We start from the raw sequence: 16201 nt of genomic DNA on the forward strand, positions 1-16201 counted from the left end.
CCGCATCAGCGGTGACCCGGGCCGGGGCGCCTACCCCCCGGATCGCGTCCGTCCGGGTGAGGGCGACCCCGGCGACCCGGCCGCCGCCCCCGGGTAGGGTTCGCGGCTGGATGGCCGGATGAGGCCGGCCCGTTCGTTTCAGGGGGACTGCCATGGGGGGCAAGGGACGGTCGCATCTCGTCGCGACCGGGGACGACCACAAGGTCACACCGGCGGAGCTGTTCTTCGACCTGGTCTTCGTCTACGCGATCACGCAGGTGACGGCGCTGATGGCGGCCGACCCGTCGCCGCTGCGGCTGGTCGGGGCGATGGCGGTGCTCGCGCTGATGTGGTGGTGCTGGTGCGCCTTCTCGTGGCTGGGCAACGTCGTACGGGCCGACTCGGTCGCCCTGTTCGGCGTGCTCGTCACGGTGATGGCCGTGGTGTTCGTGGTGTCGCTGGCGGTGCCGGAGGTCCTGGCCGACGCGCCGGGCGGGCTGCCCGCTCCCCTGCTGTTCGTGCTCAGTTACGGCGTGGTGCGGGTGCTGCACCTGACCTCGTACCGCCTGGCCAGCCCCGGCGACACGGTGCTGCACCGCGTCCTGCTGCGGACGGCGCTGCTTTCGGTGCTGCCGCCGTTCGTGCTGCTGCTGGTGGGCTGCGCGTACGACGGGAGGGTCCGGCTGCTGTTTTGGCTGGGCGCGGTGGCCGTGGACTACGGCGCGATCTTCGTGACCGGCGCCTCGGGCTGGCGGGTCAACGCGCCCGGCCACTTCTCCGAACGATACGGACTGATCGTCATCATCGCGCTCGGCGAGTCCATCGTGGCCATGGGCGTGGGCATGGAGGGCCTCCCGCTGACCGTCGCCGTGATCGGGGCGTGCGGTGCGGGCCTGCTGCTGGCGGCCGGGCTGTGGGCGCTGTACTTCCGCCGCTTCGGTGCCCGCGTCGAGCACCGGCTCGCCGGGCTGGAGGGCGACGAGCGGACCCGCTTCGCCCGGGACGCGTACACGTTTCTGCACCTGCCGCTGGTGGCGGGCGTGGTGCTGTGCGCGCTCGGCATGAAGAAGGTCCTCACACAGGTCGCGGACACCGGTCACCACGGACTGGCCGAGCCGCTGCACGGCACCGTGGCCTGGTCGTTGACCGGCGGGGTCGGCGTCTTCCTGCTGGGCTCGGCGGCGATCGTGCTGCGCGCCGGCGGACCGCGCCCGGCCGCCCTGCTCGTGGGCGGCGTGTGCTGCCTGTTCGCCGGCCCGCTGGTCGCCCACGTCCCGGCGCTGCTCGCGCTGACCGTGCTCGCGGTCGGGGTGGTGGTCCTGGTCCTGGCGCAGGGCCGTCCGGCCGCCGTGGCGCCCGCCGCCGCAGGGAACGTGCCGCACGCGGTGTGACGTTCCCCCGGCGGCGGGGCCGGTGGCACGGGCCCGGACCACGGCACGGGGACGGGCCTGGCCGGGCCGCGGCTCGGGGACGGGCCTGCGCCCGGGCCGTGGCGCGGGGACGGGCCTGCGCCCGGGCCGCGGCACGGGGACGGGCCTGCGCCCGTGCCGTGGCGCGGGGACGGGCCTGCGCCCGGGCCGCGGCTCGGGGACGGGCCTGCGCCCGTGCCGTGGCGCGGGGACGGACTCGGCCGGGCGGGCCGTTACGGGATCGGGGCGGGCCGGAGCGGGACGGTACGGGATCGGGCCGGGGCCCGGGCCCGCACCGGTGCGCGGGAGTCCCGGCGGTCAGTCCGCCCGGCGCTCCGGCTCGGCGGACCGCTCCGGCGCGGTGCGGACGGCGGACGGTTCCGGGTCGCGTTCCCGCTCGGCGCGTCCTTCGGTGGCGCGCTCGCGGGCGGCCTCGGCGCGCAACAGGGCGTGGAGGACGGCGTAGGGGTCGACGGGCATGGCGGAGCTCCTTGCGACGGGGGTGAGGGGTGCGGGAGAGGCCTTGCCTCTCAGCACCGCATCACCGCCGACCGGGGAGCGTCGCCCGGCGCGGGCGGTACGGGGTCGGGGCCGGGGTCGCCGGCGGGCTCCGCGCGGCGCGCGGGACGCGGCGGCGCGGGACGCCGTACCCCGCGGACGGGGGCGGTCGCCTCGCTCTCTGCGGCGTCGTGGCTCTCCGCGCCGGGATCGGCTGCGGCGGAGGCGGGTCGCGGCTCGGTCTCGGCGCCCGGCGTACCCGCACCGGCGCCCGCGCCGAGCAGCGCGGCGAGCACGAGCAGCACCGCGAGCGCGAACCGGGCGAGGGGCCTCATGGAGATCCGTACTGCCCCGTGGGGAAGCCGGTAGGCCGCCCGGCCGGCGGATTCCGCCCGGGCGGCCTACGCCTGGGGAGCACTTTTCACCGCACCGGGTGTCCCGGCGTCGGCGGCCCTCCCGGTGTCAGGCGGCGCGCCCCTTGCGGGCCGCCATCAACGCGTAGACGAGGACGCCGACGAAGAGGAACAGCACGCCCTGGTAGACGGCGGCGTAGCCGGATCCGGCGACCAGCCAGAGCGAGAAGCCGAAGGCGGCGAGGGCGAGGAGGCCGTCGCGGACGAGGCGGGCCCGCGAGACCTTGTCGCGCTGCCCGGAGAGCAGGAAGAAGATCTGGGCGGCCGTGGAGAGCAGGTACGGCACGGTGGCGGTGAACGTGGTGACGAGGACCAGCGTCTCGAAGACGCCCTGGGCGCCGGCGGTGTAGTTGTAGACCGTCAGGAGCGAGGCGAGCACGACGGTGACGACGACGCCGGCCGTGGGGACGCCGCGCCGCTTGACGGTGAAGACCTGCGGGAAGAGGCCGTCGCGGGCGGCGGCGTAAGGGGCCTGGGCGCTCAGCAGGGTCCAGCCGTTGAGCGCGCCGAGGATGCTGACCATGGCCATGCAGGCGACGGCCACGCCGCCCCAGGTGCCGCCGAACATGATGTCCGTGGCGTCGGAGAACGGGGCCGTGGAGGTCACGAGCCGCTCGTGGGCGACGGTGCCGAAGACGGACAGGGTGCCGAGCAGGTAGAGCGCCGCGGCGCCCAGGGTGCCGAGGACGGTGGCGCGGCCGACGTTGCGGCGCGGGTCGCGGACCTCCCCGGCGCTGACGGCGGCGGACTCGACGCCGAGATAGCTGAAGAGCAGGATCGCCGCGGACGCCGAGACCGCGCCGAGCGGGCTGCCGCCGCTCGCCTGGAACGGGCCCAGGTTGGCGCTGTCGAAGAAGAAGAACCCGCCGACGGCGACCAGGAGCAGCGGGACGAACTTGAGCACGGTCGCGACGACCTGGACCGCGCCGACGTAGCGGGTGCCGGCCAGGTTGGCGAGACCGGGCAGCCACTGGAAGGCCAGGGCGGCGGCGATGGTGGCGGGCGTGGACTCGTGGACGGGGACGACGACGTCGAGATAGCCCACGGCGGCGACGGCGAGGGCCGCGTTGGAGACCCAGGCCGTGATCCAGTACGACCAGGCGGCCAGGAAGCCGGCGAAGTCGCCGAAGGCGGCGCGGGCGTAGACGTAGGGGCCGCCCGTCTGCGGCAGGCGGTGGGCGAGCCGGCCGAAGACGAGGGCCAGGGCGATCGCGCCGAGGGTGAGCACGCCGAAGGCGACCAGGCTGATGGTGCCGAAGGGGGCGACGGAGGCGGGGAGGAGGAAGATGCCGCCGCCGATGATGTTGCCCATGACGAGGGCGGTGGCGACCGGCAGTCCGAACCTCCGGGCATGCCTGCTGGGCTGCGGGTCCGGCGCCGCGTTCGGCACGGGGGCGGCGGCCGGTGCGGGGGCGGCGGCCGGGGATCCGGGGGCCGGGGATCCGGAGGTGGGGGGTGCAGGCGTGCGGGGGGCGGGGGTGGCCGTGCTCATGGGGGGTGGTGCGCCTCTCGTCGAACAAACGCCCCCATGGTCCAGAAGCTGAGACGACGCTCCAAATCACCCGTTTTTGTCCGGCACCGCCGGCCCGTCGACCGGAAGAATCGCTTCCGCATCGCCCTTCGGCGGAGAAATCTCCAGCGGCACCTGCGGCCCCTGGCTCTCCCGCAGCCAGCCGCGCAGCACCCCGTGCACCTGCTCGGCGCCCACCAGGTCCGCGGGCGGGGCGGCGAACTCGCGGGGCCGGAGCAGGAAGGGGCGTCCCTGCTCGCCGCCCAGGCCGCCGTGCGAGCCGATCTGCTCCTCGAAGGCGTGGACCGTGCCGGCCACCGGGTCGTACATCGAGTTGACCATGATGTCGGCGACGTGCGGGAAGCCGTCGGTGCGCCGCACGGCCGCGGCCGCGCCCGGGCCGAAGACGGCGAGCGGCCCGTCGTCGTCGAGTTCGGCGACCGGCACCTCGACCCCGTCGCGGGCGAGCACGACCGAGCCGTGCTCCTCGCTCGCGACGAGCAGGAAACCGATGCCCGGATGCTGCGCCAGGGTGCGCAGCAGTGCGGGATGAAGCCGGTCGATCTCCTCACGCGTCATCCGGTGCGGCACCCCGGGAAAGGAGACGAGCCCGAGGTTCCCGGACGCGAGCACCACCGGCTCGGGCGCCCGGGCCGCCGCGACCGCCGCCGCCTCCGCGGCCTCCTCCTCCGGCGGGTCGAAGGGACGGTGCAGCGCACTGCGCAGCGCGTCGCGGGCGGCGTCCCTGGCCTCCGAACCGCCCCCGGACTCCGTCCGCGGGTGCCCCCAGCGAGTCCGGCGCACCCGGCGCGACACCGGCAGTCCGCAGCCGACCCGCACCAGGTCGCGCAGCGTCAGCCCGTAGGCGGACTCGAAGGTCTCCCCCGGGCTCTGCCCGTGGTCGGAGAGGAGCACGATCCGGTACGGGCGGGGCGCGTGCTCGGCGACCTCGGCGATCAGGGCGATCGCCCGGTCGAGCCGCGCCAGGACCTGGTCGGTGTCGGGGCCCTGCGGCCCCGAGTGGTGCGCGACCTCGTCGTACGCGACCAGGTCGGCGTAGACGGCGGTCCGGCCGGCCAGCATGTCGCCCATCACGGCCGCGACCACCACGTCCCGCTCGACGACCGTGGCGAAGGCCCGCACGAAGGGGTAGAGACCGCCGCGGGACACCCTCGGGGAGACGCGGCGCCACCGGGCCCGGGTCGACTGAAAGAGCTCGCGGAAGGCCTCGGCGACGAAGGAGCCGGCCGTGCGGACGGCGTTGGCGGGATCGGAGAAGTACGCGAAGTAGCCGGCGCGCGAGCGGTTGCGGCGGCCGCGGCGGGCGGCCGTCGACAGGACGAGCGCGATCTGGTCGGCGCCGCCGCTGAACAGGTTGCCCCGCGAGGCCCCGTCGAGGGTGAGGAGCCCTCCGTCGCCGGTGCGTTCGACGGCGCGGCGCTGGAGTTCGACGGCGCTCGCGGGCCGGTTGGACACCATGAGCCGGCCGGTGTCCTTCTCGTACCAGCGGAAGGCGGGCACGTCCTCGTTCGAACCGTGCAGGATGCCGAGCTGGCTGGCACCCGTCTGGCTGGACCAGTCGGTGCGCCACGGAACGAGCGTGTGGCTGCTCGCGAGCCAGCCGGCCACGGTGGGCATCAGGCCGTCGGCGACGGCGTCGCGCAGCACGCGGTGGCCGACGCCGTCGAGCTGGAGGAAGACGGTGCCGGGGACGGGTTCGGCGCCGCCCTCGCGAGCGATCCGCGGGCGCTTGCGGTCGGTGAGCCGGTAGAGGCGGCGCCGGTAGGCGTCGTCGTCGCGGACGGCGAGCGCGGTGGACGTGGCCGAGGCGACGGCGGACATCACGGCGGCGACCACGACGGCGGTCTCGGGCGCGGCGGCGCCCCGGCCGTCGGGGATCAGCCAGAGCGCGACGAGCAGCAGCGAGCCGTTGAGTACGAACACCAACAGGCCGAGCACGAGCGCCGGCACGAGCAGCAGGGCGCGCACGATCAGCGGCCAGACCAGCGCCCCGAGCAGGCCGAAGGCGCCCGCGCACCAGGCCGCGGTGAGCGCGGTCCTGGTGATGCTGTCGCCGTCGGGGGACTGGAGCTGGAAGTCGGGGAGGAGTGCGGCCAGGACGAGCAGGGTGAGCGTGGAGACCACCCACACCGTGACGACCCGGAACAGCGCCCGCCCCGCGTTCCGCCAGCGTCCGGGGGCCCGCCCTCGCCGTTCACCCACGCCTGGTTCACCTTTCACCTGTTTCCTGCCTCAAGCGTGGCACAACGGCGGCGGGTCGGGGTGGGCGGGCGGGGCGGGACCTGACCGGACGGGAGGGGCGAGGGTGTGCGGGGGCGGGGGCCCGGAGCCGAGACCCACCGAGCGGGCCGAACCGCAGCGCGCCCAGGTAGGGCGCGCGTCGAGCCGGAGGGGCGCGTCGCGCCCCTGGGGCGCATGGGGTGGAGCGCCGGGCCGGTGGGGCGCGTCAGGCCGGTGGGGCGGGCGGGCCGGTGGGGCGCGTCACGTCCCGCGGGCTTCAGGAGCCGTCGTACCCGGCGGTGGGCATGGACAGCCGGCGGTGCACCCCGGCCTTCATCGGCGCGTCGTACGCGGGTTCGTCGAGACCGGCGGTCTCGAGCCGCACGCCGCGCCGCTCGCACTCGGCCAGGAACTCCGGCACGTCCGTCAACGCGCGGGCGAGAACACGCTCGTTCGGGGCGACGAAGAGGTCCACGGCACCCTCCTCGACGTCCGCCCAGAGCGCCTGGTGGTCGGGCCGCATGCCGTAGCAGAGCAGTTGCCTCGTCACCACGTAACCCTTGTCCCGGGCCCAGCGGACGCACATGGCGTACTGGCTGCGGGTGTCGACCAGAAACGGGTCGTCGTCGAGCTCTTCGAGCGGGGTGAGGCTGGCGATCGCCGCCACCCGAACGTCGTCCATGGACCGACCCTACTGTGTCGCGGGACAGCAGCCGCCCCCTTCCGTGCACCGAGGGCGGGTGGTGCGTGGAAGACCGGCCACATCGTCGGCTGCGGACATTTACCCTCGTTACGGAAGGGTCGTGGGTTCGGCTACGGGAAAGGGTGGCGTGGCGGTGGAGGTCACCTGGTGGGGTCATGCCACGTGCACGGTCGAGGACTCCGGGGTCCGTTTCCTGACCGACCCGCTCTTCGCGCGCAGACTGGCGCATCTGCGCCGCCGTCGCGGCGCGCTGCCGCCGCCCGAGGCGGCGCGGGCCGAGGCGGTGCTCGTCTCGCACCTGCACGCCGACCACCTCCACCTCCCCTCGCTGGCGAGGCTGGCCCCGGGCACCCGCGTGATCGTGCCGAGCGGCGCGCCCCGGGCCGTACCGGCGCTGCGCCGACTCGACGCCGACGGGCTGCGGCTCACGGAGCTCGGACCGGGCGACGAGGTGTCCGTCGAGGGCGTGACGGTACGGGCCGTGCCGGCGCTGCACGACGGGCGACGGCTCCCGCTCGGCCCGCACCGCTCCCCCGCGCTGGGCTACGTGGTGGAGGGCGAGGCCCGCACCTACTTCGCCGGTGACACCGGCCTGTTCGACGAGATGGCGGAGGCGGTCGGCCCGGTGGACGTCGCGCTGTTGCCGGTCGGCGGCTGGGGCCCGTACCTCGGCCACGGGCATCTGGACGCGGGCCGCGCCGCCCAGGCACTGGCCGCGCTGTCCCCCGCGGCCGCGGTCCCCGTGCACTACGGCACGTACTGGCCGATCGGCCTGGACGCGATCCGTCCGCACGAATTCCACGCCCCGGGAACCGAGTTCGTGCGCCACGCGGCCCGCCTGGCCCCGAAGGTGTCGGTGCACCTGCTGGGCCACGGCGAGCGGGTCCGCCCGGAGGTCGCGCGGTGAACCGGGCCGAGGGGCGGCCGGGGGCGAGGCCGGACACGGGTGCGGAGACGGGCACCGGCGCCGACGGGGATCCGGCCACCGGCACGGGTACGGGAACGGGAGCAGGGACACGGGCGAGAACGGGATCGGCGGGGGCCGCGCAGTGATCGAACGACTCGTGGCGGCGGTGCGGGAGTTGCCGCCGGAGTCGACGCAGCAGGCCGTCGGCTATCCGTCCCTCTTCCTGCTGGTCGCGCTCGGCGCGCTGGTGCCGGTGGTGCCGACGGGAGCGATCGTGAGCTCGGCCGCGGTGGTGGCGTTCCACCATTCCGCCCCGCTCGCGCTGCTCTTCGTCTTCCTGACGGCGTCGACGGCGGCGTTCCTGGGCGACCTGGCCCTGTACTGGCTCGGGCAGCGGGGCGTCAGGTCCCGCAACGGTTCGCGCTGGCTCGCGGCCCTGCGCGGCCGGGCCACCCCGGAGCGGCTGGCGCAGGCGCAGGAGCGCCTGGACACCCACCAGGTGTCGGTGCTGGTGCTGTCCCGGCTGGTGCCCGCGGGCCGTATCCCGGTGATGCTGGCCTGCCTGCTGTCCGGCATGCCGCTGCGGCGCTTCGCGCGGGGCGATCTGCCGGCGTGCCTGGCCTGGGCGGCGACGTACCAGCTCATCGGCATCCTCGGCGGTTCGCTGTTCCCCGAGCCCTGGCAGGGGGTGGTGGCCGCGGTGGGCCTCACGGTCCTGATCAGCGCGGCCCCGGCCCTCTGGCGCCGCCTGCGCGGCACCGGCCACGCGCCCTCGTAGGACAGCCGCCCGGCCCGCCGGGCCACGGGCGATCAGCCGGGCCACCGGGGCTCGGGCAATCAGCCGGACCGCCGGGCCACAGGCAATCAGTCCAGCCGCCGGGCCACAGGTCCCGGGCCTCGGGCCCCGGTGCGTGGTCAGCCCGGTGCGCGGTCAGGCCGGTCCGCGGCCCACGCGTGACGCGGGCAGCCCGGACCCCCTCCGCGGGCCGCCCTAGGCTGTTTCGTTTGGATCTTGCGGGGCTTGTCATACTTCCCGAGTGGAGATGCAAGCCGAGGAGGCAGCGCGGCAGTGGCTGGCTGATCAGGGCGTCAGCCAGGTGTGCGACGGATGGGTGAGCGACGAGAAGCCAGACGCGTTGCTCACCGCCAACCAGGTAGCGCACTCTTGGGCCGGTGATGTGTTTGCCGAAGACCTGGACGCGGCCGACCAGCTGCGGCTGGCTTTCGGGCTGCTGGACCTCCTCGACGAGTACTGGGTCACGTGCGAGATCCGGTTCGCGAACGAGGATGAGGAAGGTCCCCTGCCGACCGACGTGTTGTGGGACGGCTACCGTCAGCGGCTGGAGGCGGACCGGGACGTCGAGGCCGTCACCTACTCGCTGTGGGTGGACTGGTTCGAGGACCACACCACGTCCGCGACGGCCTTCGCCGAGACCCTCGGCAATGACATCGACCGCGTGGTCGCCGAGGCATCGGAAGCCCCGCTCCGCCGAGCCCGCCGGGTCCTGGAGTGCTCGGGCCCGGTGCGCTGGACGGTGAAGGAACCGACATACCGCACCGCCATGCGGCTGCCCGCCCTGCACACGGCCGTTTTCCGCGGCCTCCTGGCAAGCTTCCACGACGTCTACGGCGATCTGGAACCGGCTGCCGCACTGGACCTGCTCGACCTGCTGGACCTCCCCGCGGACACCCGGCACCTTGCCGAACTGCACCACGTACTCGCCGCGGGGCACAAAAACCACTACCGCAGTCCCGGCGCCTGGGACGATGCGCTTCGCTCCGGCCCCTGACTCTATGGCCTGGCGGACCAAAGATCTTGGTCAGCCCGCCGCCGGATCTGCCGATGGCGTGGTCCGCAGGTTCGCCGGTCGGAACCCCTTTTTGCGGGCTCCGGCCGCGTGCTGGTGGGCACGCACGACGGTCGAGTCGACCGAGACGACCCAGTTGAGTTCCTTCTCAGCGTCGGCCTGCGCGATGAGCGCGGTGAACACCCGCTCCCAGGTGCCGTCGACGGCCCACATCCGCAACCGGTTGTAGACGCCTCGCCAGTTTCCGTACTTCTCGGGAAGGTGGACCCACTGCGATCCGGTCTGAAACTTCCAGGCGATCGCATCGATCACCTCACGGTGATCCCGCCACCGGCCACCCCGTCGCGGCGTCCGATCCGGGAGCAACGGCTCGATCCGCGCCCACTGCGCGTCAGTCAACGGCACGACCAGACCAACGAGTCGACGACCGGGATGAAACGGCCGTACCACCTCGTCTCATACGAGCTACTGCCCTGTCGCCCCGGGCCGGTAGTTCGGGTTTGCCTGGTAGCCGCCCGAGAGCCGGCCGCGAGCGTCTACCTGCCAAGCCGCGATGATGGCCTCAGGGGGCACAGCCCCGTTCGGATCATCGACCATGTTCCCGTCGATCTCGTATACCCAGCCCCCCGGGTTTGCCTTGGCCTCGGCAACCAGCTCGGGCGGAGGCATCCGCTGCCCACTGCGCTTCCTTCGGAAGATTCCCATGTCTCACGCCTCCCCAGTCCTGAGGGGCGATGTTACGCAGCTCTGGATGATCCGAAAGAAGTGCCCTAGTCGCGGACCTCCGCCACGGCCTCCCGGACGTCGGGGTGCGGGTCGGGGGCGAGTGCGTCGAGGAGGTCGGCGACGCCCGGGGTGGTCCAACGCCCCACCGCCCAGACCAGGTTCTCCCGTACGCGGGGGTCGGGGTGGGCGGCGAGCGGAGCGAGGCGGTCGATCGGGCCCCGGCGGCGCATGCCGAACCAGTGGAGCGCCTCGGACAGCACCTCCGGGTCGCCGGGGTCGCCCGCCGCGGCGATCCTGGCGAGCAGCACGGCGACGGGCGGCGGCGGGCCGTCGAGCGGATGCGCCAGCCGTTCGCGCAGACGCCGTCCGCCGTACTCGCCGCGCACCCGGCACCCGAAGCAGGTGCAGGGCCGCACGCCGTGCGCGTCGGGTCGGTACCTCCAGCCGACCATCTGTGGCGCGGTCCGGATCCGGTGCACCTCACGCGGGCGGATCGCCCGGGGCACGAACACCTCCCAGCCGCGCGGGTCGTCGAGCGCCGCGACACGCCGCACGGCCTCGGCCGCGGACACGGTCGCCTGCGCCTCCCGGGCCCGGTCCCCGTAGTGCCCGACCATCACCCGCTGCTCGTCGTCGAGCCGCACATGGACGGCCACGAGGCCGCCGCGGCTGCCGAAGCGGGCGAGTTCGCGCAGCCATTGGTGGGTGAGCGTGTACGACGGCAGCACCGGGAAGCAGTACACCCCGCGCACACCGCCCTGGCCACGGGCGTCGGCCCGGACGCCGGACCGCCGGATCCGCTGAGCGTTCGCCGCGGATGTCAGGTGCACGAAGATCGCCATGTCCGCATGCTAGGCGGGGCCGCACGCCGCGCCCGCGGGCCGGGCGGGCGCGACGGGGAGCGGGCGGCCGCGGCGGGGAACTCTCATGCGGCCCGGCACAGGTCCCGCACCTCGGGACGGGGACGAAAGCCCGCCGCACGGTACGCGGCGACGGCGGCGACGAAGGAACTCGGCGTGCAGACGAGCGCGCTCGACGAACCGAGCTCCCGGAGTGCGGCCGCAGCGGCGACGCAGATCGCCGTGCCGTGGCCACGACGGCGATGGTCCCGGTGCACCCCCATCGGTTCGAGCAGTCCGGGCCTGCCCGGGCCGGCCGACCACACGATCACGGAGGCCACCGCGCCGCCCCGGGCGTCGTACGCGAGCAGGCACCGGGCGTCGGCGAACGGCGAGCCGGCCGCCATCGCGTGCCATCCCTCGTCGGTGAAGCGTGATCCGTCGAACGCCGACCGGTGGACGGTGGCGAAGGCACGGGCCTGCCCCGGCCCGACGACCTCGATCCGCAGACCGGGGTCCCGCACCGCCTCGGTGAGGTCGCGACGCAGCGGCGTCCACGGCTCGTCGGCGTCCCAGCCCTCCGCGGCCAGCAGGTCCTGCACGAGCGCACCCGCGGGCGCCTCGATGTTCGCCCTTCCCGCGGGCAGTACGCCCCGTGCCGGGTCGGTCACGTCGGCGACCAACTGCCGTGCCAGCCGGTCGTCCTGACGGGCGTCCGGCGCGATCGTCAGCCGTAGCAGCCCGGGGCCGTCGAGCAGCCCCACGGCGAGCACCCGCCCGTCCCGGCTCCACGTCCGGACGGCCGCGGCCGTCGCCCCCGCGCCGAAGCGCCAGTACCAGCCCAGGTCCCCCGGATGCAGCTGCATCGGCGTCCCCTCGCGCTGCCACTCCCGCAGCACACCCACCACGTCACGCAGCTCGTCCGCCGCCGGCTCCCGCAGCACTGTCGTCATGCCCCGATCACACACCACGGGGTCCCCGGCCCGCACCCGGGTTTCGGGCGGGGAGCCGCCGGCCGACGGGCGGCCGACCGCTCCCGCGTCCCGACCGGCTCGGCCGGGCCCTGGGCTCAGGGCGCCACTTCCGGGGGCGGCCTACGCGCCGAGGACGCGGGACGCGCCCACCGCCAGGTCCCAGAGGTTCTCGCGGGGCAGACCGGCCTCGTCCCATGCGGTGAGGACGCGGCTGAGGGGTTCGAGGACGGGCTCGGAGGAGAGGACGAAGGTGGCCCAGTGCATGGGGGCCATGCGGCGGGCGCCGAGGTCCTGGAAGGCGCGGACGGCCTCCTCGGGGTCGGTGTGGACGTCCCGGAGCCACCAGCGCGGGTCGTAGGCGCCGATCGGCAGCAGGGCGAGGTCGATGGCGGGATGGCGGCGGCCGATCTCGGTGAACCAGTGTCCGTAGCCGGTGTCGCCGGCGAAGTAGATCCGCCGTCCGGTGCGGTCGGTGAGGACCCAGCCGCCCCAGAGGGAGCGGCAGGTGTCGAGCAGGGTCCGCTTCGACCAGTGATGCGCGGGTACGAAGTCGAAGCGGACGCCGCCGAGTTCGGCCGCCTCCCACCAGTCGAGCTCGGTGACGTGGCTGAACCGGCGGCGGGTGAACCAGCGGCCGAGTCCGGCCGGGACGAACACCGGGGTGCGGCGCGGGAGCCGCTTGAGGGTGGGGGCGTCGAGGTGGTCGAAGTGGTTGTGACTGATGACGACCGCGTCGACCGGGGGCAGGTCCTCCCAGCGGACGCCGACGGGGGTGAGCCGGGCCGGGGTGCCGAAGATGCGGCGGGACCAGACGGGGTCGGTGAGGACGGTGAGCCCGCCGACCCGCAGCACCCAGCTGGCGTGTCCGGCCCAGGTGACGGCGACGGTGTCGGGTCCGGCCTCGGGCAGCGGCCCGGGCGCGAACGGCAGCTGCGGGATGTCACGCAGTCCCTCGGGCCCGGGGCGGACCGCGCCCTCCCGGGCCAGCCGGGCCATGGCCCGGACACCGGGCAGCGGGGCGGTGAGCCGGTCGGCGAAGCTGCGCGGCCAGTCGTGGCGCAGCCGGCCGAGGGGCTGGAGCGCGGGCGCGGGCCGCGGGGCGTGGGGGGTGCGTGCGGAGTCCGGGGTCCGGGGTGGCCGGGCCGTCTGTTCCGTCATCTCTGCGGCCTCCGTCTGTTCCGTCAACCGTTGTCGGGGATTCGCCGGTCCGTCGTCGTCGCGGGCATCGCCGACTGCCCGTCCCGGTCGTCCAGTTCTTCGAGTGCGGTTCCGAAGGCACTCAACGCGGCGGCCACGTGCGGCAATTCCTCAGGTCCCGGGGAGGCGAGGGATTCCGACCTTTCCTCCTCGGTCCCTCCCAGGAACGCCGCGGTGTCGAACCGCACGCGCAGCGCGCCGAGTTCGTCGCCGAAGCGGTGACCGCCGGGCACCGGGGTGCCGAGCCGTTCGGTGAGGTGGTTCTCCAGTTCGAGGGAGTCGGTGACGCCACGGAGCGCGAGCCCGGTGCGCAGCGGGCCGAGGTCGGCGTACACGTGCCGTCCGGCCTGCGGCGGCCGGGCGAGGCCGCCGGCCGCGAGCACGGCGTGGTGGACGGCCGCGGCCACCCTGCCGTGCACGTGGGCGGTGAGCCGGGCCCGTACGGTGACGTCCTCGGGCTCGTCGAGTGCGTGGGCGGCGGCCGGGGCGAACGGTCCGGGGACGAGCGCCCCGAGTGCCGTGAGGATGTCGAGCGTGCGGGCCCGCCGGTCGCCGTAGCCGTCGGCGCTCGCGGCCGTCGCGGGCGGGAAGCGGGCGACGGCCAGCGGCCAGGCGGCGGGGACGAGGGCGCCGGCCAGGTCGGTGAGGACCGTGACGTCGTCGGGGCACATCTCGGCGGGGCTGAGCAGCACGGTCTCGTGCGGCCGGTGCAGGGTGTCGCGCCAGGTCTCGTCGCTGATGATGTGCAGCCCCTCGGCGACGGCCGCCTCGCAGGCCTCGCGGACGAGCTCGGGCGGGGCGACGGTGGCGGTGGGGTCGTCGGCGACGGAGATCAGCAGGAGTCGGGGGTCGCCGCCCTCGGCGCGGATCCGGCGGACGGTCTCCAGGAGCGCGTACGGGTCGGGAACGCCGCCGCACTCGGCGGGCGTGGGCACGTGGTAGGCGGGACGGCCGAGGAGCCGGGCCTGCGGGGTCCACCAGGCGGGGCACGGACGGGGCAGCAGAAGATCGCCGCCGTGGGCGGCGATCAGGGCGAGCAGCAGGGGCGGGGCGCCGGGAGCGGCGACGACGTCCTCGGCGTGCGTGCGCAGTCCGCGCCGCCACCAGTATCCGGCGGCTGCCTCGCGCAGTACCGGCCCGCCGCCGGGGGGTTCGGGGGCCGTACGGCCGGCCGCGGCGGCGAGGAGCGCGGCGAGGCCGGGCAGCACGGGGAGTCCGGGCTCCGGCGCGGGCGGTCCGTAGCGCACCGGTCCGCGGCCTTCCGGGGCTGTCCGCCGCACGTCGCGCTGCATGTCCCGATCCTCCCGAAACCTCCTGCGCCGGCGTACCTGCCTGGCCGGCCCGACGGGGCGGCGCAGGCGGAGCATGCCCCGAGACCCTTCAGAGCCCTTTATACGGACTTTCGGGCGGTTTCGCCGCTCGTGGCGAGGTCGCGGCGCTGCCCGTGGCCGTTCACGGCCGTGCGCGGGAGGTGGCGGTGGGGGGCGGTCGCGTCGGGTGCGCTGGAGGCGGCGCGGAGGCGGTGGTGGAGGCGGTCGCGCCGGGTGAGGTGAAGGCGGTCGCGCCGGGTGATGTGGGGGCGGTGGTGCTGGGGGCGGGCGAGGGGGCGGGGCCGGGCCGGCCCGGGGGCGGTCGGTCCGGGACGAGGGCCGCTCCGAACCTAGGGGCGGATCCGGGCGAGGGGGCGGATCCGGGGCGAGGGGCGGATCCGGGCGAGGGGCCGGGAGACTGTACGGATGAGCACCTACGAGCCGAACCGCGTCTCCGCCGCCCCCCTCAGGGGCGCCCGACTGGACCTGGAGCCGCTGCGGCTCGATCACGCGGCCGAGATGGCCGGGGCCCTCGCCGATCCCGCCCTCCACTCCTTCATCGGCGGCGCCCCGCTCCCGGAGCCGGAGCTCAGGTCCCGCTACGAGCGCCTCCTCGCGGGCGCGCCCGATCCCTCGACGACGTCGTGGTGCAACTGGGTGCTCCGGCTGCGGGAATCCGGCGCGGCGGTCGGCACCGTGCAGGCCACGGTGATGCCGGACCGTGCCGAGATCGCCTGGGTGGTCGGCACACCGTGGCAGGGCCACGGCCTGGCCCGCGAGGCGGCGGCGGTCCTGGCCGCCTGGCTCCGGGAGCGCGGTGCACCCCTGCTCCTGGCGCACGTGCACCCGGAGCACCACGCCTCGGCGGCGGTGGCCGCGGCGGCGGGCCTGGCACCGACGGAGGAGTTCGAGGACGGGGAGCGACGCTGGGAGTGGCGCGCGGAGAAGCCGGTGAGGGCGGTCCCGCGAGGCTCGCGCGGGTGACGCGCGCCGGCACCGGAGCGGCGGCTTCGCGGGGGAACGCCGTCCGCTCTCCTTCGGCGGCACGCCCGATACGGCGTGGCCCCGGCGGCCGGACGCGGCCCAGAATGCCCCCCATGCCGCTTCGCAGAGCGCTCCCTGCCGACGCCGCCGCCCTCGCGGCCGTTCACGTCCGTTCCTGGCAGGCGGCGTACCGGGGTCTCGTCCCCGACACCTGTCTGGACGGCCTCGACGTCGCCGAGCGCGCCCGGGTGTGGCGCGAACGCCTGACGGCGCCCGGCGCTCCCGTCGTGACGGTCGTCGAGGACGAGGCCGGGGCGGTGACGGCGTTCTCCAGCTTCCGGGCCTGGCCGGCGGACGACGAGCCGGCCGGGGGCGCGGGAGAGGCGGAGGGCGAGGGGGAAGGCGGCCACCTCGTCGCTTCGGTCACGGCGGAGCTCTCCACGCTGTACGCCGTCCCCGAGGCGTGGGGTCGAGGGGTGGGGCGGGCGCTGCTGGCGGCGACCGTCGACGCGATGCGCGAGGCGGGCTTCCGGGAGGCCGGGCTGTGGGTGTTCGAGGAGAACGCGCGGGCCCGCGCGTTCTACGAGCGGGCCGGCTGGCATCCGGACGGTGCCACCGCCACGGACGACACGGGCGGCCGACTCCTCACCGAACTCCGTTACAGAGTCTCTCTGTTCGCAGAATCATCGCCCACATCCTGAGA

16 protein-coding genes are annotated in these 16201 nt (G+C 75.1%); 6 read left to right on the top strand and 10 right to left on the bottom strand.

Going from position 1 to position 16201, the window contains the following annotated elements:
• Positions 1 to 152 precede the first annotated feature (152 nt).
• The gene (locus ACGF1Z_RS05490) at positions 153 to 1370 is read left to right on the top strand and encodes a low temperature requirement protein A (RefSeq protein ID WP_393000120.1); all 1218 of its coding nucleotides are present in this window, start codon (positions 153 to 155) and stop codon (positions 1368 to 1370) included.
• A 336-nt stretch (positions 1371 to 1706) separates the two neighbouring features.
• On the opposite strand, the gene ACGF1Z_RS05495 is transcribed toward ACGF1Z_RS05490, so the two are convergent.
• From ACGF1Z_RS05495 to ACGF1Z_RS05515, 5 genes are all read right to left on the bottom strand, one after another.
• Positions 1707 to 1868 carry a hypothetical protein gene (locus tag ACGF1Z_RS05495; RefSeq protein WP_393000122.1) on the bottom strand — a complete coding sequence of 54 codons (162 nt, stop codon included), beginning with the start codon at positions 1866 to 1868 and terminating at the stop codon, positions 1707 to 1709.
• Positions 1869 to 1918: 50 nt separating this feature from the next.
• The gene (locus ACGF1Z_RS05500; RefSeq protein WP_393000124.1) at positions 1919 to 2221 is read right to left on the bottom strand and encodes a hypothetical protein; all 303 of its coding nucleotides are present in this window, start codon (positions 2219 to 2221) and stop codon (positions 1919 to 1921) included.
• Between the two features lie 127 nt (positions 2222 to 2348).
• Positions 2349 to 3791 (bottom strand): amino acid permease, encoded by a 1443-nt coding sequence (locus ACGF1Z_RS05505; protein WP_393000126.1) that lies wholly within the window; start codon positions 3789 to 3791, stop codon positions 2349 to 2351.
• Between the two features lie 66 nt (positions 3792 to 3857).
• Positions 3858 to 6032 carry a phage holin family protein gene (locus ACGF1Z_RS05510; protein WP_393000128.1) on the bottom strand — a complete coding sequence of 725 codons (2175 nt, stop codon included), beginning with the start codon at positions 6030 to 6032 and terminating at the stop codon, positions 3858 to 3860.
• A gap of 295 nt (positions 6033 to 6327) precedes the next feature.
• Positions 6328 to 6732, bottom strand: coding sequence for a hypothetical protein (locus ACGF1Z_RS05515; RefSeq protein ID WP_393000130.1), 405 nt, complete (start codon positions 6730 to 6732; stop codon positions 6328 to 6330).
• A gap of 148 nt (positions 6733 to 6880) precedes the next feature.
• Here ACGF1Z_RS05515 and ACGF1Z_RS05520 point away from each other — a divergent pair, with 148 nt between their 5' ends.
• The 3 genes from ACGF1Z_RS05520 (at position 6881) to ACGF1Z_RS05530 (ending at position 9450) form a co-directional block, all read left to right on the top strand.
• Positions 6881 to 7660: an MBL fold metallo-hydrolase gene (locus ACGF1Z_RS05520; protein ID WP_393000132.1), complete on the top strand. Its 780-nt coding sequence runs from the start codon at positions 6881 to 6883 to the stop codon at positions 7658 to 7660.
• 142 nt (positions 7661 to 7802) lie between these two features.
• Positions 7803 to 8438: a DedA family protein gene (locus ACGF1Z_RS05525; RefSeq protein WP_393000134.1), complete on the top strand. Its 636-nt coding sequence runs from the start codon at positions 7803 to 7805 to the stop codon at positions 8436 to 8438.
• A gap of 265 nt (positions 8439 to 8703) precedes the next feature.
• A complete protein-coding gene (locus ACGF1Z_RS05530) occupies positions 8704 to 9450 on the top strand; it encodes a hypothetical protein (RefSeq protein ID WP_393000347.1) in 747 nt (248 codons plus the stop codon).
• Positions 9451 to 9480: 30 nt separating this feature from the next.
• Here ACGF1Z_RS05530 and ACGF1Z_RS05535 read toward each other — a convergent pair whose 3' ends face one another.
• The 5 genes from ACGF1Z_RS05535 to ACGF1Z_RS05555 form a co-directional block, all read right to left on the bottom strand.
• On the bottom strand, positions 9481 to 9867 hold the full coding sequence (locus tag ACGF1Z_RS05535; protein ID WP_393000138.1) for an IS5 family transposase: 387 nt from the start codon (positions 9865 to 9867) through the stop codon (positions 9481 to 9483).
• A gap of 371 nt (positions 9868 to 10238) precedes the next feature.
• Positions 10239 to 11036, bottom strand: a complete 798-nt coding sequence (locus tag ACGF1Z_RS05540) for a HEAT repeat domain-containing protein (protein WP_393000140.1) — start codon at positions 11034 to 11036, stop codon at positions 10239 to 10241.
• An 83-nt stretch (positions 11037 to 11119) separates the two neighbouring features.
• Positions 11120 to 11986, bottom strand: coding sequence for a GNAT family N-acetyltransferase (locus ACGF1Z_RS05545; RefSeq protein WP_393000142.1), 867 nt, complete (start codon positions 11984 to 11986; stop codon positions 11120 to 11122).
• Between the two features lie 141 nt (positions 11987 to 12127).
• Positions 12128 to 13165 (bottom strand): MBL fold metallo-hydrolase, encoded by a 1038-nt coding sequence (locus ACGF1Z_RS05550; RefSeq protein ID WP_393000144.1) that lies wholly within the window; start codon positions 13163 to 13165, stop codon positions 12128 to 12130.
• A 23-nt stretch (positions 13166 to 13188) separates the two neighbouring features.
• Entirely contained in the window at positions 13189 to 14496 is a 1308-nt protein-coding gene (locus ACGF1Z_RS05555) for an aminotransferase class I/II-fold pyridoxal phosphate-dependent enzyme (RefSeq protein ID WP_393000146.1), read from the bottom strand.
• 444 nt (positions 14497 to 14940) lie between these two features.
• On the opposite strand from ACGF1Z_RS05555, the gene ACGF1Z_RS05560 reads away from it, so the two are divergent.
• Entirely contained in the window at positions 14941 to 15498 is a 558-nt protein-coding gene (locus ACGF1Z_RS05560) for a GNAT family N-acetyltransferase (RefSeq protein WP_393000148.1), read from the top strand.
• 113 nt (positions 15499 to 15611) lie between these two features.
• On the top strand, positions 15612 to 16199 hold the full coding sequence (locus ACGF1Z_RS05565; RefSeq protein ID WP_393000150.1) for a GNAT family N-acetyltransferase: 588 nt from the start codon (positions 15612 to 15614) through the stop codon (positions 16197 to 16199).
• Positions 16200 to 16201 lie beyond the last annotated feature (2 nt).

This window comes from Streptomyces sp. NPDC048018, assembly GCF_043202995.1.
Taxonomy (GTDB): domain Bacteria; phylum Actinomycetota; class Actinomycetes; order Streptomycetales; family Streptomycetaceae; genus Streptomyces.

What these genes read in the sequence shown, in the direction of transcription:
- ACGF1Z_RS05550 (WP_393000144.1), bottom strand. Translation starts at nt 13,165, where the DNA reads ATGACGGAACAGACGGCCCGGCCACCCCGGACCCCGGACTCCGCACGC.
- ACGF1Z_RS05565 (WP_393000150.1), top strand. Translation starts at nt 15,612, where the DNA reads ATGCCGCTTCGCAGAGCGCTCCCTGCCGACGCCGCCGCCCTCGCGGCC.
- ACGF1Z_RS05530 (WP_393000347.1), top strand. Translation starts at nt 8,704, where the DNA reads ATGCAAGCCGAGGAGGCAGCGCGGCAGTGGCTGGCTGATCAGGGCGTC.
- ACGF1Z_RS05500 (WP_393000124.1), bottom strand. Translation starts at nt 2,221, where the DNA reads ATGAGGCCCCTCGCCCGGTTCGCGCTCGCGGTGCTGCTCGTGCTCGCC.
- ACGF1Z_RS05540 (WP_393000140.1), bottom strand. Translation starts at nt 11,036, where the DNA reads ATGGCGATCTTCGTGCACCTGACATCCGCGGCGAACGCTCAGCGGATC.
- ACGF1Z_RS05555 (WP_393000146.1), bottom strand. Translation starts at nt 14,496, where the DNA reads ATGCAGCGCGACGTGCGGCGGACAGCCCCGGAAGGCCGCGGACCGGTG.
- ACGF1Z_RS05505 (WP_393000126.1), bottom strand. Translation starts at nt 3,791, where the DNA reads ATGAGCACGGCCACCCCCGCCCCCCGCACGCCTGCACCCCCCACCTCC.
- ACGF1Z_RS05495 (WP_393000122.1), bottom strand. Translation starts at nt 1,868, where the DNA reads ATGCCCGTCGACCCCTACGCCGTCCTCCACGCCCTGTTGCGCGCCGAG.
- ACGF1Z_RS05560 (WP_393000148.1), top strand. Translation starts at nt 14,941, where the DNA reads ATGAGCACCTACGAGCCGAACCGCGTCTCCGCCGCCCCCCTCAGGGGC.
- ACGF1Z_RS05490 (WP_393000120.1), top strand. Translation starts at nt 153, where the DNA reads ATGGGGGGCAAGGGACGGTCGCATCTCGTCGCGACCGGGGACGACCAC.
- ACGF1Z_RS05545 (WP_393000142.1), bottom strand. Translation starts at nt 11,986, where the DNA reads ATGACGACAGTGCTGCGGGAGCCGGCGGCGGACGAGCTGCGTGACGTG.
- ACGF1Z_RS05515 (WP_393000130.1), bottom strand. Translation starts at nt 6,732, where the DNA reads ATGGACGACGTTCGGGTGGCGGCGATCGCCAGCCTCACCCCGCTCGAA.